Below are 13,882 nucleotides of genomic sequence, written 5' to 3'. Positions count from 1 at the left end.
GTCGGTCTTTCGGAACTCGGGGAGACGTCAGAACAGAGGAGCTGAGCCGATGACGCCGGACAGCGAACCGGGCGCATGGTTCAGCCGCCCGTCTTCGGCCTGCACATAGCCCGCCAACATGAACAGCTTCAAGCCGCTGACGGAGGCAAGCGGTTTGCCGACGAAGCCGCAGGCGGCCAGCCCCTCGACGATACGTCCGTCGGACAGGCCGGAATCGGTCACCCAGAAGGTGCGGTCCGCGCCGGTCGGGCCGGTTGGCGCGGCGGCGATCATGAGCGTCGAAGGGAGGCCGTGGCGGTCGTCAGGCAGGGCGGCAATGACCCGCAACCCGGGCCGGGCCAGCAGCTTGCCCCACCAGGGATGGCCGGTCGCGAGGTCGATCAGGGCGCGGGCGCCGGAGGCAGCCCGGGCCAGGGCGGCCTCGGGGTCGGCGACCGCCTGGGCCGACAGTCCGAACCGGTCGGCGGCCAGCAGTTGGGCGGCGGCGCCGGCGACGACCATGGCCGGACCGGTGCGGGCCTCGATCCGCCCCCAGAGGGCGCGGAGCATGGCGGCTTGATGAGGATCGTAGGCCTCGGCCAGCAGGGCGCGCAGGGCGAGGGTGGACGCATCGGGCGAGGGGTCGGGCCCGGCAGCCAGCCGGTCGGTCAGGGCCTCGATCAGGGCCTGATCGAGCACCAGCCGGTCGGTATCGACCTTGGGCTCCTGCAGCAGGGCTCCGTGCTTTCTCGCCATCAGAACAGCTTGGGCGCCGGGACGATGGCGAAGGGTCCGAGGAAGGTGCGGCCGTCGCGGAAGGTCAGCTCCAGCGCCATGTCGTCGTCGCCCCGCACGGCGGTGGCTGCGGCGGCGCCGGTCGCGCCCATGCGATTGACAGAGTCCGATCCCGAACGCGCCAGCCCGGCGATGGCGGCCATCGGCTTGACCGCCTGGAGTGAGACCACGCCCTGCAGACGGCCGTCGGCATTGGCGGACAGGACCTCGCTGGACAGGGTGGCGCGGCTCTCGCCCGCTGACAGCTCGCCACGCACGGCGGTGAAGCGTCCACCCGCGCGGGTCCAGGCGGCGAAGACCCCGGCCGCATCCGCGCCCTGGAGCCGGTCGGCGTCTTCGATGACCGTCTCGATCTGCGCGGTCAGCTTGCCGTTGCGGGCCATGCCCTCGACCGGGCCGCCGGGGCGACCTTCCGCGTCGATCAGGCGGAACAGGACGTCGACACTGGTGTCGACGCCGGGCGAACCGGCGGGCGCCAGATGGGGCCGCAGATAGAGTTCGGCCTTCTCCGCGCGGGAGATGGGGAAGACCTCGGCCCCCTCATGCGAGGTGAATTCCGGCTTCGCCATCTCGACGGCGACATTGGGCCAGCGCTGGGTCAGGCCGTGGACGCTGGCGCGGATGAACTGGCCACGTACGGCGACCTTGCCCTTGCCCGGGCGGGTCAGGACCAGGCCTTCGTCGACGACGAGCACCCATTTGTCGGGATTCCACGCGTTGGCCTCGGCGGCCAATTCAGGCGCGGCGACGGCCAGGCCCGACGGCGCGGTGATGGAGACGTTCCCGGCGCCCAGCCGAACGCGGAACGGCCAGCCCGAGGTTCCCAGCGCCGTATAGGTCACATCCCATCCGCCGGCGCGCATCGCCTCGACCCGCTGGTCCAGCTGGCTGCGGACCTGACCGGCCAGCACGAACCACCAGATGGACCATGCGATCAGCACGATCAGGAACAGGCCGATCGGCGCGAACAGACCGGAGCGTTTGTGGCGGATCGGCGGAGCGTCGGTCATCGGGGCCTTTGGCGAGGGGGCGGTCGGAAACGGAGTCGGGATAGTCCGGAGAGGCCGGATCGTCCATCCGGACAATAGACGCCAGGACGGGCGGATATGAGGCTGGAGGACTGCGGCGGCAAGCTGTCGCGCGGCTGCCAGACCAGGATCAACAGCGTGTTACGGAAACGCAGTCGCTGCATCGGGGCCGCCTGATCGACCCCGACGGAAACAGTATCGAGCCGGTCTGTCGTGGACCGCTTGAGCGTTCGGCGGAGCGTGTGGTGGTGACGTTCGAACAGTCACCGCGTCCTGCTCCCGCAAGGGGAGAAGGGAGGCTAGACCCGCTCCGACACCTTGATCGCCACCCGGCACCCCGCCTTGATTACAGCACTGAGCAACCGATACCCCGGCGCCTCCCGGCTGCCATGGGCCACCGCGTGATCGTGGTGTTCCAGCTCCTCGTCGCGGAATTTCGTCAGCTCCGCCGCCAGTTCCGGCTCACGATCCGCCAGCTCGGCGATCTGATCGGCGTAGTGTTGCTCGATCACGCTCTCCACCGCCTCGGTGCAGGCATGGGCCGCCTTCTCGCCCATCAGGGCTGTCGCAGCCCCCAGCCCGGTCGCCGCCAGGGACCACAGCGGCAGTATGGCCGTCGGCCGCACGCCGTGTTGTGTCAACAAGGCATCGAAGCGCGCCTTGTGCACCGCTTCGCCGGCCTGCATCTCGACCATGTCGGCGGCGATCGCCGCCTTGCCGCGCACGCCCTCGAAGACCCTGGCCTGGGCCTCGTAGATCTTCACGGCCCCAAACTCCCCGGCGTGATCGACGCGCAGGATTTCGGCCAACCGCGCGCGCATCGCGCCCCGCCCCGGACGGGGCAACGGCGTGCGGCGGGGTTCAGTTGCGAGGGGCTCTGGCATCCTTGGGTCTCTTGGCGGCGAGCAGGCTGATCCCTGCAAGCGCAGCGGAGATCAGGGCGTTCCACCCTGCCATGGACAGGCCGAGGAAGCTCCACGTCACCGCGTCGCACAGGGCGATGCGGACGGCGGGACCGGTGCCCAGCGCCAGCGAGGTCAGGCCTTCCAGGTCCGCGCCCGCGCCGCCGCCGGCGCACAGCGCCGGCAGCGCCCACCACTTCAGCTCCCCCCCGGCATGGAAGCCGGCGGTGATCGCGCCGGTGGCGAAGACGGCGAACAGCAGGAAGGCGGCGATACGCGGCGTGCCCCGACGGGACTGACTGATGATGGCCCAGAGCGTGGCCACGAGTGAGATGGCCACCGCGCCCCAGAACACCTCGCGCTGTTTGAGGCAGAGGTTGCAGGGGCTGAGGCCGGCGAACCGCTCGAACGCATGGGCCGCGCCCAGCATCGCCAGCGAAATCGCCAGGGCGAAGGCGGTCCACCAACGGGTCACAAAACCATAGACGCTCATGAGGACTTTCTTAGACGGCGCGCAGGCGTCCGTCGATGGATGGCTAAAGAAGCTTCAGCGCAAGGAACCCGCCGACCAGCAGAACAAGGGCGATCACAAACGACAGGACCAGCCGCTTCTCGACGATCGCCAGCATGGACGGTCCCCAGGTCTTGAGAATCCAGGCCTCAAGGAAGAACCGCCCCGATCGCGTGATGGCCACGGCCAGGATGAACAGACCCAGATGGAAATGGGCCATGCCGGCGGCGATGGTCACCAGCTTGAACGGGATCGGCGTCAGCCCCTTGCCCAGGATGACGAGGAAGCCATTCGACGCGAACCATGACTGATAGACGCTCATGTCCATGCCGTGGCCGAAGAACTCGAGCAGCCGCACGGCCACCGGCTCCAGGAAGACGCCGATCGCATAGCCCAGCAGTCCGCCCAGCAGCGATGCGATCGAACAGACCGCCGCATAGCGATAGGCCCGATCCGGCCGCGACAGGATCATCGGCGCCAGCATCACGTCCGGCGGGATGGGGAAGAACGACGCCTCGGCGAAGGACACCACCGCCATGGTCTTCTCGGCATAGGGCTTGCGCGCCTGTTCGAAGACCCAGTCGTAGAGTTTGCGCAGCATGAGCGTCCCCGGAGATCGTCTTCAGCCCTAGCAACGAACGGGATCGCCGGTCCATCCGCCTCGGCGCCGCAGCCGTTGGTCTTTCGATCGTGAACGCCGCCGGCTTGGCTTGTCGTCCCGGCACCACTAGGTTCCGCGCCAATCGACCGGCCCCGCCCTCAAAAGCATGGTCCGGTCCCGCAACATTGCAGGAGACGCCCCATGGACGACCTGACCGCCCGCACGGCTGACGCCACCATTCCCGCCTACGAGAACCCGCTGGGCGTCGACGGCTTCGAATTCGTCGAATTCACCGGCCCCGATCCCCAGTCGATGATCAAGCAGATCGAGGTCATGGGCTTCGTCCAGACCCATGTGAACCCGAAGAACGGCGTCGTGCGCATGAAGCAGGGCGACATCACCTTCCTGGTCCATACGAAGCCGGAAGGTCACGCGGGCGAGTTCGCGCGCGATCACGGCCCCTCGGCCAACGGCATGGCCTTCCGGGTCAACGATGCGAAGAAGGCCTATGACGAGGCTGTCGCCCGTGGTGCCCATCCGGCCGACGCCCACGACGGCGGGGCCCTGGGCGAAGGGGCCCATGTCCTGCGCGGCATCGGCGGGTCGCTGCTCTACATCATCGACGCCTATGGCGAGACCGGCTCCCTCTACGACAGCTGGGACGAGATCGAGGGCTGGGAGGAGGCCGAGCGCAAGAACAACGTCGGCCTGCATCTGCTGGATCACCTGACCCACAATGTGAAGCGCGGCCAGATGCGGACCTGGTCCGGCTTCTACGGCGACATCTTCGCCTTCGAGGAGCAGAAATATTTCGACATCAAGGGCAAGGCGACGGGCCTGTTCTCCCAGGCGATGATCGCGCCCGACCGCGCGATCCGCATCCCCCTGAACGAGAGCCAGGACGACAACTCCCAGATCGAGGAATATCTGCGTCGCTACAACGGCGAGGGCATCCAGCACATCGCCCTGGCCACCGACGACATCTTCGCCACCGTCGAAACCATGCGTGAGCGCGGCGTGGTGTTCCAGGACACGATCGAGACCTATTTCGAACTGATCGACAAACGCCTGCCCAACCACGGGCACGACGTCGAACGCATGCGCAAGAACCGCATCCTGATCGACGGCTCGGACGAGGAGGGCCTGCTGCTCCAGATCTTCACCCAGGACACCTTTGGTCCGATCTTCTTCGAGGTCATCCAGCGCAAGGGCAACGAGGGCTTCGGCAACGGCAACTTCCAGGCCCTGTTCGATTCCATCGAGCTGGACCAGATCCGGCGCGGGGTCATCAAGGTCGACGCCAATTAAGATCGCGCCTCCCTCCTGGCTGCCGTTCCTCGGCCCGCTCGTCGCGGCCGTGGTCGGCGGCCTGATCGGACAGTGGCTCCAGATGGGCTTCTGGCCCGTCCTGGCCGGCGCCCTGATCGGCGGCTTCGCCCCGATCGTGGCCTATCGCGTCTGGAAATGGTCGCACCACAAGCGCGAGCCGTGACGATCTCAGGCGTCGACGAGGTTCAATCGCCGTTCGATCCGGTCCAGACGCACCTCGACCTTGTCCAGGCGGCGGTTCATCCCGGCCATATTTTCTTCGACGTTTGTCACCCGCACCTTGATATTCTGCATGTCGTCGCGGAGGCTCGTCAGATCCTCCTGGATCCGCCGCAGCATCGGCACGACAATGTCGGTAACCTCGGACATATCCAGAATATAGCGCGAACAGGGATCACACGCCAATGCACAATCTGAAGCTGTATGGACTGGCGCTTGTAGCGGCGCTCGCCCTGGCCTCCCCCGTCGCCGCGCAGGATGCGCCGCAGTGGTCCTTCGCCATTCACGGCGGAGCGGGCGTCATCGAGCGCGCCAACCTGTCGCCGGAACAGGACGCCGCCTATCGCGCCGCCCTGACGCGGGCGCTGGAGGCCGGCGCCGAGGTCCTTCGCAACGGCGGCGAGGCGCTCGACGCCGTCGAGGCCGCGATCCGGCTGATGGAGGACGATCCCCTGTTCAACGCCGGACGTGGCGCGGTCTTCACCGCCGCCGGCCGCAACGAACTGGACGCCGCCGTCATGAACGGCGCGGACCTGACCGCCGGCGCCGTGGCCGGTCTGACCACCACCCGCCATCCCATCGCCGCCGCCCGCGCGGTCATGGAGCAGTCGCCCCACGTCATGCTGATCGGCACGGGCGCCGACGCCTTCGCGGCCTCGCAGGGGCTGGAGCAGGTCGATCCCGGCTTCTTCTTCACCGAGCGCCGCTGGCAGGGGCTGGTCAAGTTCCTGACCGACAACACCCTGCCGATCCCCGAGCGGCCCGCCGGCGCCCCGCCCGCCGGCATGGCCTCGCTGGAGCCCGCCCCGCCCCTGAACGAGCGCAAGTTCGGCACCGTCGGCGCCGTCGCTCTCGACAGTCAGGGCCGCCTCGCGGCCGGCACCTCGACCGGCGGCACGACCGGCAAGCGCTGGGGCCGGGTCGGCGACGTGCCGGTGATCGGAGCCGGCACCTACGCTTCCAACCGCGACGGCTGCGCGGTCTCGGCGACCGGCGACGGCGAATTCTACATCCGCGCCTCGGTGGCTCGCGACATCTGTTCCCGCATCGCCGACGGCGCGACCGGTCAGGTCGCCGCCCAGGCCGAGGTCGACGACGCCCTGTCGCTGGGCGGGTCCGGCGGGGTCATCGTCATGGACGCGCAAGGCCGCCCGGCTTTCGCCATGACCACCACCGGCATGTACCGCGGCTCCATCCGCGCCGACGCCCCCGCCGAGGTCGCCATCTACGGCGACGAGCAATGACGGCGCCGCGCCCCGAAGTCTCCGGCGTCCTCGCCCCGCCGCCGCTGATCTTTCTCGGCTTTCTGATCGCAGGCTGGGGTCTGGGACGCCTGGTCGGCGAGCCGTCTCTCGGCCTCGACGCCCCGATCCGGCGTGGTCTCGCCATCGCCGGCCTGGTGATCGGCTTCGGGATCGAGGGCTGGGCCGTCGGCCTGTTCCGCCGCGCCCGCACCGCCCCCGAGCCATGGAAGCCGACCACGGCCCTGGTCACCGACGGCGTCTATCGATTCACGCGCAACCCCATCTACCTGGGCTTCGCCGTCACCTTTCTGGGCCTGGCCATCGGCCTCGACAGTCCCCTGACGATCCTGTTCCTCCTGCCCTGCCTCGTCGTGATCGACCGCTTCGTGATCCAGCGCGAGGAACGCTATCTGGCGGGTCTGTTCGGCGCCGCCTACGACGCCTACCGCGGCCGGGTGCGCCGGTGGCTGTGACGCCGCCCGACGAACTGACCGTCATGGCGCAGGAGGAGCTCAACGCCGCCTGCGTCCTGACCTGGCCCGAACTCAGGCGGATCACCCCCTGGGGCGACAGTTTCGAAGGCTTCGCCCCATCCGGCCGCACGGTCGAGATAGAGCGCCGCTACCTCTGGGCGCTGGATCCCGAGGGCGCGATCATCGTCGAGGTCGAGGTCCGCGACGCCGCCGCCCGCGAGGGGGTCGAGGCCCGCGCCATCCTTCACGCCCCCTGAGACGCAGGGTGGGGAAACCCACAATCTTCACATTGCGTCGTTAACCTTTTCCGTGGTCAGGCGTTGGCCCCTGCGCCATGATCGCACGGCGTTCGACGACAGTGGGGGAGCGGGCCTTGTATCCATCGGATTTCGAAGCAGCCGACGCCGTCTTCACCCCGAACCAGGACAACCTGTTCCTGGGCCTGCCGCCCCTGCTGGCCCTGATCCTGTTCCTGCTTCTTCTGGCCATCGCGGCGGGCATGTTCTTCCTCGGCCGCTGGCATGCGGACCAGTCAGGGAGCCGTGACGCCGAGCGCGCGCCTGACGACATCCACCGCGCCATCCTGCACGCCTCCATGGCGGCCATGGCCGCATCGTCCGACGAGCTCAAGGCACGCGCCAAGGCCCTGCGCACCGCCATCGACGATCACCTCGGCCCGGTGCTGGAGGTCGGCAAGGGCGTCAACGGCACGGTCAAGGATCTGGATGCGGCGCTGAAGGGGGAGATCAGGGAGACCCGGCCGGACGACAGGGGCCATGGCCACGGACACGGCGGTGATCATCACCCGGCCGCGCAGGCGGGCGTCCCGCCGGTGACGGTGAACCAGATCTTCGTCGGCGGCCCGCCCCCTCCTCCCCATGGCGGCCACGACGACGGCCACAGGGCCGACAAGCCGAAACCCGAGACCCGGCCGATGACCGGCCCGGAACAGGTCGAGGCCCTGTCGAAGGCCGTTCGCGCCTTCCACGACCACTGGTCACACGGCCCCGACCGCGTCCGCGAACTGCGCGAGGCGCGTCGCGCCCTGTCGCGCCGCCCGTCATTCGCCGCCCTGCGCGCGACCGACGGGCGGGTGAGGACCCGCCACTGACGGTTTGCAGGCGAGCCGAAAACGCCTAGCCTGAACTCATGAAACTCGCCTCGCTCAAGCACGGCCGTGACGGTCGCCTCGTGGTCGTCTCCTCGGACCTCGCCTGGTTCACCGACGCCTTCCTGATCGCGCCCAGCCTGCAGGCGGCGCTCGACGACTGGGAGCGTTGCGAGCCCAGGCTCCGCGCCCTGGCCGAGAGCCTCGATCACGAGGCCGTGCCGCGCGGCCGCTTCCACGAACGCGACGCCGCCGCCCCCCTGCCCCGTGCCTATCAGTGGGCGGACGGCTCGGCCTATGTGAACCACGTCGAACTGGTGCGTAAGGCGCGTGGCGCCGAGATGCCCGCCAGCTTCTGGACCGACCCCCTGATGTACCAGGGCGGCTCCGACCAGTTCATGGGCGCCCGTGACCCGATCCTGCTCGCCGACGAAAGCTGGGGCTGCGACCTCGAGGCCGAGATCGTCGTCGTCACCGGCGACGTGCCCCAGGGCATCTCATCTGAGGAGGCGCGCGGCTGTATCCGCCTCGTCGGCCTCGTCAACGACGTCTCCCTGCGCAACCTGATCCCCGGCGAGCTCGGCAAGGGGTTCGGCTTCGTCCAGTCCAAGCCGGCCTCGACCCTGTCGCCCGTCTTCGTCACCCCCGCGGCCCTCGGCGATCGCTGGAAGGACGGCAAGCTGTCCGGCGCCCTGTCAGTCCAGGTGAACGGCAAGGACTTCGGCGCCGCCGACGCGGGCGTCGACATGACCTTCGACTTCGGCGTCCTGATCGCCCACCTCGCGAAGACCCGCAGCCTGGGCGCGGGCACGATCATCGGCTCGGGCACCGTGTCGAACAAGGGCGCCGACGGCGGCCCGGGCAAGCCGGTCGATCAGGGCGGCCAGGGCTATTCCTGCATCGCCGAGATCCGCACCGTCGAAACCATCACCGGCGGCGCGGCCGTGACCCCCTTCCTGAAGCACGGCGACACCGTTCGCATCGAGATGCTCGACGACGGGCGCCGCTCGATCTTCGGGGCCATCGAACAGGTCGTGCAACCGCTCTGAGGAATCCTTCTCCCCCTGCGGGAGAAGGAAACGCCTGCGGCCGCTTGCCGCGCTTTCACCCTCTGGGGTAGCGTTCGTCGAGCTTCGGGGAACAGCCATGACGCCGCAACAGTACGCACCGCTCATCGCACTCGTGATCATGGTGCCGCTGATCCTGCTCAGGAACCGCGCGCCCCGGACGCTGCGACCGAAATGGATGTGGGTCACCCCGGCTATCATCGTCCCCCTGATGGGTCTGGCCCTGTGGGGATCCAGCATGCAGCCGGGCATGGATCACACCCCGTTCGATGCGATTTCCTGGATGATCCTCGTGGTCGGCTTCCTCCTCGGCTGCGCGGCCGGCTGGTGGCGCGGCAAGATGACGACCATCCAGCGGGCCCCCGACGGCACGCTGAAGGCCCAGGCCTCGCCCCTCGGCATCCTCCTGATCATCGGCCTGTTCCTGGGCCGCAGCGCCCTGCGGTCGGTGCTGGAACCCCACGCCGCCGCCTGGCATTTGAATGCCCTGGCCATCACCGACGCCTTCCTGGTCTTCGTGGTCGGCATGATCGTGGTCCAGCGGATCGAGATGTTCATCCGCGCCCGCCGGGTCCAGGCCGGCGGAACCGACAGCCACGTCGAGGCCGCCCCCGCCGCCTGACCCAGAACGACGGCCGGTTGAAGGATTGTCAGGTCTAGGTCGAACGCCCCGCCGGCGCCGACTTCGGGCGCGAGGCGGTTCGCGCCGCCCGTGACGCGAGGCTGGAGGCCGGCGAAGGCTTCGCCCGCCCGCTCGGCGGCGGACTGGTGACCTTCACCATCCGCTTCAACATTCCCGGACGCTAATTCGGCCGGATCACCTGGGCCGAGAACCGCTCCATCTCTTCCTCCTGCGGCGACATCTGCAGCAGGACCAGGTCCAGACCGGCGGCCTCGAACTCTTCCATCCGCGCACGGACGGTCTCGGGCGTGCCGACGAAGCCGGGGCGCAGACCCCGGTTGGAGACGCTGTATTCGCGGATCTTCAGCTCCCGCTCGAGCTCGGTCCCCGACAGCCACTGGTCGAAGTTGGCGAACCCCGCCGGGGGCGTGCCGTCGGCCAGCCCGGGGATGGTCGTGATCCGCTCCAGCTCGCGTTCGGCCTCGGCCTCGGTGTCGCGCACGATCGCATAGCCGGCCATGCCGTATGACATCGGCGGCAGTCCGAAGCTCTCGCGGCGTTCGCGCATGTCGGCGATCCTGGCCGCGATATGCTCGGGCTCGTCGCCGTGCATGACATAGGCGTCGCAGTGTTTCGCGATCAGGGTCTTGGCCGCCTCCGACTCGCCGCCGGCATAGATGACCGGGCGCGGCCGCTCGGGGGTGGAGGTCGGCTTCGGCTCCACGATCGCGTCCTGCAGCGTGTAGTATCTACCCTCGAAATCGACGCGCTTCTCGGTCCACAGGCGCGACAGCACGGTCAGCCACTCCGCCGTCCGGCCATAGCGATCGTCGTGCTGGTCGAATTGCAGGCCATAGGATTCCGCCTCCTTGGCCCACCACGAGGAGACGACGTTCAGGGCCAGCCGACCGTTCGAGATCCGGTCGATATTGGCCGCCTGTTTGGCGAACAGGGCCGGCTGGTGGAAGTTCGGACGCACCGCGACCATCAGCTCGATCGTCTCGGTCACCGCCGCCAGCGCCGCCGCCGTCGACCAGGCGTCCAGGGCCGGGGCCTCGATGCCCTTGATGTCGTTCAGGTTGAGCTCGGCGATCAGGGTCAGGTCATAGCCCAGGGCCTCGGACCGCTTGACCAGCCGCGACGCATTCTCCCACGACGCCTCCCGCTCATCGGCGATGTTCCTCAGCCACCCGCCGAAGACCGGCGCCCAGTATCCGTACCTCATGCCTCGGCTCCTCTGGCGCGCTTCGCCTTCTCTTCGGCCACGATGCCCTTGAGCCATTCGACCAGATTGTCATGCGGATCGAAGCCCAGCACCTCGACCGGCTTCGTGACGAAGTTGGACAGGCCGTTGATGTCGTAAAACAGGACCGACCCGTCGCGGTCGTCGATCAGATATTCGACGCCCCCAACCTCCAGCTGGCCCGCAACGGCCAGCCGCTCGACCGCCTCGATGATCTCGGGCGGCGGGGTCGTCTTCGTCATCGTCAGGGTCGGCGCGCCGGGCCGCACCAGACAGGCGTCTGCGGGACACAGGTCGAAGGCGTCGCCCGGGCTCTCGATATCGATGGCGTACAGATATTTGCCGTTCAGCGTCTCGACCCGGGTGATCTTGCCGTCCCGGCGCGGCGCATATTCCTGGATCAGGGAGAGACCGTTGACCCCGACCGGACACCATTTCTCGCCCGCCGCCTCGGCCAGCTTTTCGGGGTCGTCATAGCGGGTGATGCCCGCCCCGGCCCCGCCGATATCGGCCTTGACCAGCACCGGATAACGCAGCCCCTCGGCCGCCTTGGGAATGTCCGCCTGCCGGTGCGCCACCCGCGTCGCCGGCCCCTTGAGTCCCAGCCGGGCGATCAGCGACATCTGCCGCGCCTTGGAGGTGTCGATGTTCAGGGCCGAGGCGTTGACCACCCGCGTCCCCTGCCCCTGCCAGTGCTCGAACAGGCTCTGGGCGTAGAAGATCGGATGCTCCGGCTCGCGCAGGAAGGACGACATCGCCACGCGGCTGAACACAACCGTCGCCGGCGCCGGCGACCCGGCCGGATCGAAGGTGCTGTCGCCCAGAGGGACCTTCACATAGTTGACGCCGTGCCGGTCCAGGGCCGCGAACAGCGGCTCGAACCAGTCGGGATGCTCATAGACGATGGCGAGGTCAGGGAGAGGCTCGGTCATGGCGGGGATGTGCGTTACACCATGATGGAACGCAAGGGGCGGGCGCGAGAAACTCATCCTCTCCCCCGTGCATCCCGGCGAAGGCCGGGATCCAGATCACAGACACAGGTGTCCCGTGATGGCAGGGAAGCCCCAATGTCAGTCTCCGCACTCTGGACCCCGGCCTTCGCCGGGGTGCACGGGTAAAAAATCACGGCTCAAGTAGCGCGTCGCACGATAGCCCACTAAGAAGCCCTTCGCGGGCCCCGGTGGTGGAACTGGTAGACGCGCCGGACTCAAAATCCGGTTCCGAAAGGAGTGCCGGTTCGACCCCGGCCCGGGGCACCACATTCTCAGCGCCAGCCGCGCCTTACCGGCCGCGCCGCCTCTTCCAGAGCCAGCAGGAACCCGGCCTGACCGTCATCGCCGGTCTGCTCGGCCAGCGCCGCCGCCTGCTGCAGCAGCTGCTCGACTTCCTCGCCGCCGTGGCTCAGGGCCAGGCGTGTCAGCGCCACGGCTCGCGCCCGGATCAACACCAGGGCCGCCGCCGGATGCCGTCCCTCCAGCCGCGACGCCCACAGCGGAACCTCATCGGCCGAGCCGCGCAGGTCGCCGGCCCGCGCCACCACCATCTCCCCCGCCTCGCGCAACGCCGGCCAGGTCATCAGGAACCTCAGGCCCGCCGTCGCGTCGGGCCAGGCGGCCGCATGGGCGAAGGCGCGGTCCAGGGCGACGACGTCCTCGAAGTCGGCCAGTCTGGCGATCTCGGCCCGCAGCGGCGCCTCGGCCAGGGTCCGTTCGAACAGCATCCAGCGCGCATCGCTGGCGCCCTTCACATCGCCCTCGGCTTCCAGCACGGCGATCTCGGCGGTCAGCCAGTTTTCCGGCGGAGGCGGCGGCGGTTCCGGTTCGCGCCGACCCGAGCGTGACGCCTCGACCGGCCTCGGCCGCGACGCCTCCAGCGCCGCCCGCGCCTCGACCGAACGCCCGGCCTCGGCCAGCCGTCGCGCGATCTCGGCGCCGATCTCCGGCTTGACCCGATCCTCCTCCGGCAACGAGGAGACCCAGGCATCCAGGTCGCCCGCCCGGTCCGCCAGCTTCCTCACCACCAGCGCCAGCCGCCCGGTGGGCCTGGGCCTCCCCTGGGTGATCCCGAGCAGCAGGGCCTGCGCCAGGGGCCTGCTCAGCCCCGCCGCCCCGCGCCCGATCCAGCTGCCCCATTCCGACAGTCGCGTATTCAGCGCCTCGATCAGGATCGGCGCCGCCACCTCCGCCCCCGCCAGCGAGGCCGTGGCCGCCAGTTCCGTCGATGACCCGTCGAACAGCAGGGCCAGCTCGCCCTTTGGATCCTTCACCCGCGCGGCCAGCCCCGGATAGAGGTCGAACCAGGCCACCAGACGGTCCAGCCCCAGCCGCGCATCCATGGCCGCCAGCCTGTCCACAATGATCCGGCGGACGGTCGCCAGGTCGGCCAGCAACTCGGGCCGCTTCCGCCACGACACCCGGGTCCGGCTGCCCGCCAGGGTGTTCAGCCGCTTGTCGATCTCCAGCGCCAGATCGGCCGCCCCGACCTCGGCCGCCAGCTCCATGCGCAGCCGCCGCTTCCAGCCCGCGTCCTCGCCCGCCATCTCCATCAGCAGATCGGCCAGACGCGCGTCCCCGAGCGCCTTCAGGTTCGCCGCCGACAGGGTCTTCTTCGCCGTCGCCGGTCTCTTCGCCATGGGTCGCCTTCCGTCAGGATCACACAGTGTGCCGAACGGGTCACATCAGCGATAGGTCCGATGTCGTCTGCGGCCCGGCTGGAACGCTCCGGTTCGCCGATCATTAATCCGGCAGTCCAAAGGCCCGTC

The 13,882-nt window shown here is 69.0% G+C and carries 17 protein-coding genes and 1 tRNA gene; 9 read left to right on the top strand and 9 right to left on the bottom strand.

The window, feature by feature from the left end; translation table 11 throughout:
• Positions 1–27: 27 nt before the first annotated feature.
• From ACP7AB_RS05655 to ACP7AB_RS05635, 5 genes are all read right to left on the bottom strand, one after another.
• Positions 28–735, bottom strand: coding sequence for a hypothetical protein (locus ACP7AB_RS05655; protein WP_425989108.1), 708 nt, complete (start codon positions 733–735; stop codon positions 28–30).
• Positions 735–1,784, bottom strand: coding sequence for a DUF2125 domain-containing protein (locus ACP7AB_RS05650; RefSeq protein WP_425989110.1), 1,050 nt, complete (start codon positions 1,782–1,784; stop codon positions 735–737). The genes ACP7AB_RS05655 and ACP7AB_RS05650 overlap by 1 nt, the downstream gene beginning before the upstream one ends.
• A 317-nt stretch (positions 1,785–2,101) precedes the next feature.
• Entirely contained in the window at positions 2,102–2,686 is a 585-nt protein-coding gene (locus tag ACP7AB_RS05645; RefSeq protein ID WP_425989112.1) for a demethoxyubiquinone hydroxylase family protein, read from the bottom strand.
• On the bottom strand, positions 2,664–3,197 hold the full coding sequence (locus tag ACP7AB_RS05640) for a disulfide bond formation protein B (protein ID WP_425989115.1): 534 nt from the start codon (positions 3,195–3,197) through the stop codon (positions 2,664–2,666). Before ACP7AB_RS05640 ends, ACP7AB_RS05645 begins: the two co-directional genes overlap by 23 nt.
• A 43-nt stretch (positions 3,198–3,240) precedes the next feature.
• Positions 3,241–3,816: a YqaA family protein gene (locus tag ACP7AB_RS05635; RefSeq protein ID WP_425989118.1), complete on the bottom strand. Its 576-nt coding sequence runs from the start codon at positions 3,814–3,816 to the stop codon at positions 3,241–3,243.
• Positions 3,817–4,017: 201 nt separating this feature from the next.
• Here ACP7AB_RS05635 and hppD point away from each other — a divergent pair, with 201 nt between their 5' ends.
• Together hppD and ACP7AB_RS05625 are read left to right on the top strand one after the other, a co-directional pair.
• Positions 4,018–5,124: a 4-hydroxyphenylpyruvate dioxygenase gene (gene hppD / locus ACP7AB_RS05630; RefSeq protein WP_425989120.1), complete on the top strand. Its 1,107-nt coding sequence runs from the start codon at positions 4,018–4,020 to the stop codon at positions 5,122–5,124.
• A 49-nt stretch (positions 5,125–5,173) separates the two neighbouring features.
• Complete coding sequence (locus ACP7AB_RS05625; RefSeq protein ID WP_426046115.1) at positions 5,174–5,308, top strand: hypothetical protein; 135 nt, start codon at positions 5,174–5,176, stop codon at positions 5,306–5,308.
• A gap of 5 nt (positions 5,309–5,313) precedes the next feature.
• Here ACP7AB_RS05625 and ACP7AB_RS05620 read toward each other — a convergent pair whose 3' ends face one another.
• A complete protein-coding gene (locus ACP7AB_RS05620) occupies positions 5,314–5,514 on the bottom strand; it encodes a hypothetical protein (protein WP_303695983.1) in 201 nt (66 codons plus the stop codon).
• 35 nt (positions 5,515–5,549) lie between these two features.
• Between ACP7AB_RS05620 and ACP7AB_RS05615 the strand changes: the two genes are divergently transcribed.
• The 6 genes from ACP7AB_RS05615 (at position 5,550) to ACP7AB_RS05590 (ending at position 9,878) form a co-directional block, all read left to right on the top strand.
• Entirely contained in the window at positions 5,550–6,608 is a 1,059-nt protein-coding gene (locus ACP7AB_RS05615) for an isoaspartyl peptidase/L-asparaginase family protein (RefSeq protein ID WP_425989122.1), read from the top strand.
• A complete protein-coding gene (locus tag ACP7AB_RS05610) occupies positions 6,605–7,081 on the top strand; it encodes a methyltransferase family protein (RefSeq protein WP_425989124.1) in 477 nt (158 codons plus the stop codon). The genes ACP7AB_RS05615 and ACP7AB_RS05610 overlap by 4 nt, the downstream gene beginning before the upstream one ends.
• Complete coding sequence (locus ACP7AB_RS05605) at positions 7,072–7,338, top strand: hypothetical protein (RefSeq protein WP_425989126.1); 267 nt, start codon at positions 7,072–7,074, stop codon at positions 7,336–7,338. The genes ACP7AB_RS05610 and ACP7AB_RS05605 overlap by 10 nt, the downstream gene beginning before the upstream one ends.
• A gap of 116 nt (positions 7,339–7,454) precedes the next feature.
• The gene (locus ACP7AB_RS05600) at positions 7,455–8,192 is read left to right on the top strand and encodes a hypothetical protein (protein WP_425989128.1); all 738 of its coding nucleotides are present in this window, start codon (positions 7,455–7,457) and stop codon (positions 8,190–8,192) included.
• A 38-nt stretch (positions 8,193–8,230) separates the two neighbouring features.
• A complete protein-coding gene (locus ACP7AB_RS05595; protein ID WP_425989130.1) occupies positions 8,231–9,238 on the top strand; it encodes a fumarylacetoacetate hydrolase family protein in 1,008 nt (335 codons plus the stop codon).
• 97 nt (positions 9,239–9,335) lie between these two features.
• Positions 9,336–9,878: a CcdC protein domain-containing protein gene (locus ACP7AB_RS05590; RefSeq protein ID WP_425989132.1), complete on the top strand. Its 543-nt coding sequence runs from the start codon at positions 9,336–9,338 to the stop codon at positions 9,876–9,878.
• Between the two features lie 181 nt (positions 9,879–10,059).
• Here ACP7AB_RS05590 and ACP7AB_RS05585 read toward each other — a convergent pair whose 3' ends face one another.
• On the bottom strand, positions 10,060–11,103 hold the full coding sequence (locus ACP7AB_RS05585; protein WP_425989134.1) for an LLM class flavin-dependent oxidoreductase: 1,044 nt from the start codon (positions 11,101–11,103) through the stop codon (positions 10,060–10,062).
• The gene (locus ACP7AB_RS05580) at positions 11,100–12,053 is read right to left on the bottom strand and encodes an ATP-grasp domain-containing protein (RefSeq protein ID WP_425989136.1); all 954 of its coding nucleotides are present in this window, start codon (positions 12,051–12,053) and stop codon (positions 11,100–11,102) included. Before ACP7AB_RS05580 ends, ACP7AB_RS05585 begins: the two co-directional genes overlap by 4 nt.
• 242 nt (positions 12,054–12,295) lie before the next feature.
• On the opposite strand from ACP7AB_RS05580, the gene ACP7AB_RS05575 reads away from it, so the two are divergent.
• A tRNA-Leu gene (locus ACP7AB_RS05575) sits at positions 12,296–12,380 on the top strand.
• Positions 12,381–12,385: 5 nt separating this feature from the next.
• Here the strand turns inward: ACP7AB_RS05575 and ACP7AB_RS05570 are convergent.
• Complete coding sequence (locus ACP7AB_RS05570; RefSeq protein ID WP_425989138.1) at positions 12,386–13,753, bottom strand: DUF6880 family protein; 1,368 nt, start codon at positions 13,751–13,753, stop codon at positions 12,386–12,388.
• Between the last annotated feature and the right edge of the window lie 129 nt (positions 13,754–13,882).

The organism is Brevundimonas sp. TWP3-1-2b1, from assembly GCF_049896165.1.
In the GTDB taxonomy this organism is placed as follows: Bacteria; Pseudomonadota; Alphaproteobacteria; order Caulobacterales; family Caulobacteraceae; genus Brevundimonas; species Brevundimonas subvibrioides_B.
Note: the sequence above shows the minus strand (reverse complement) of the source record. Positions and strands in the feature narration are given on the sequence as shown.

What these genes read in the sequence shown, in the direction of transcription:
- hppD (WP_425989120.1), top strand. Translation starts at nt 4,018, where the DNA reads ATGGACGACCTGACCGCCCGCACGGCTGACGCCACCATTCCCGCCTAC.
- ACP7AB_RS05640 (WP_425989115.1), bottom strand. Translation starts at nt 3,197, where the DNA reads ATGAGCGTCTATGGTTTTGTGACCCGTTGGTGGACCGCCTTCGCCCTG.
- ACP7AB_RS05595 (WP_425989130.1), top strand. Translation starts at nt 8,231, where the DNA reads ATGAAACTCGCCTCGCTCAAGCACGGCCGTGACGGTCGCCTCGTGGTC.
- ACP7AB_RS05635 (WP_425989118.1), bottom strand. Translation starts at nt 3,816, where the DNA reads ATGCTGCGCAAACTCTACGACTGGGTCTTCGAACAGGCGCGCAAGCCC.
- ACP7AB_RS05580 (WP_425989136.1), bottom strand. Translation starts at nt 12,053, where the DNA reads ATGACCGAGCCTCTCCCTGACCTCGCCATCGTCTATGAGCATCCCGAC.
- ACP7AB_RS05650 (WP_425989110.1), bottom strand. Translation starts at nt 1,784, where the DNA reads ATGACCGACGCTCCGCCGATCCGCCACAAACGCTCCGGTCTGTTCGCG.
- ACP7AB_RS05610 (WP_425989124.1), top strand. Translation starts at nt 6,605, where the DNA reads ATGACGGCGCCGCGCCCCGAAGTCTCCGGCGTCCTCGCCCCGCCGCCG.
- ACP7AB_RS05585 (WP_425989134.1), bottom strand. Translation starts at nt 11,103, where the DNA reads ATGAGGTACGGATACTGGGCGCCGGTCTTCGGCGGGTGGCTGAGGAAC.
- ACP7AB_RS05615 (WP_425989122.1), top strand. Translation starts at nt 5,550, where the DNA reads ATGCACAATCTGAAGCTGTATGGACTGGCGCTTGTAGCGGCGCTCGCC.
- ACP7AB_RS05620 (WP_303695983.1), bottom strand. Translation starts at nt 5,514, where the DNA reads ATGTCCGAGGTTACCGACATTGTCGTGCCGATGCTGCGGCGGATCCAG.
- ACP7AB_RS05655 (WP_425989108.1), bottom strand. Translation starts at nt 735, where the DNA reads ATGGCGAGAAAGCACGGAGCCCTGCTGCAGGAGCCCAAGGTCGATACC.
- ACP7AB_RS05570 (WP_425989138.1), bottom strand. Translation starts at nt 13,753, where the DNA reads ATGGCGAAGAGACCGGCGACGGCGAAGAAGACCCTGTCGGCGGCGAAC.
- ACP7AB_RS05645 (WP_425989112.1), bottom strand. Translation starts at nt 2,686, where the DNA reads ATGCCAGAGCCCCTCGCAACTGAACCCCGCCGCACGCCGTTGCCCCGT.
- ACP7AB_RS05590 (WP_425989132.1), top strand. Translation starts at nt 9,336, where the DNA reads ATGACGCCGCAACAGTACGCACCGCTCATCGCACTCGTGATCATGGTG.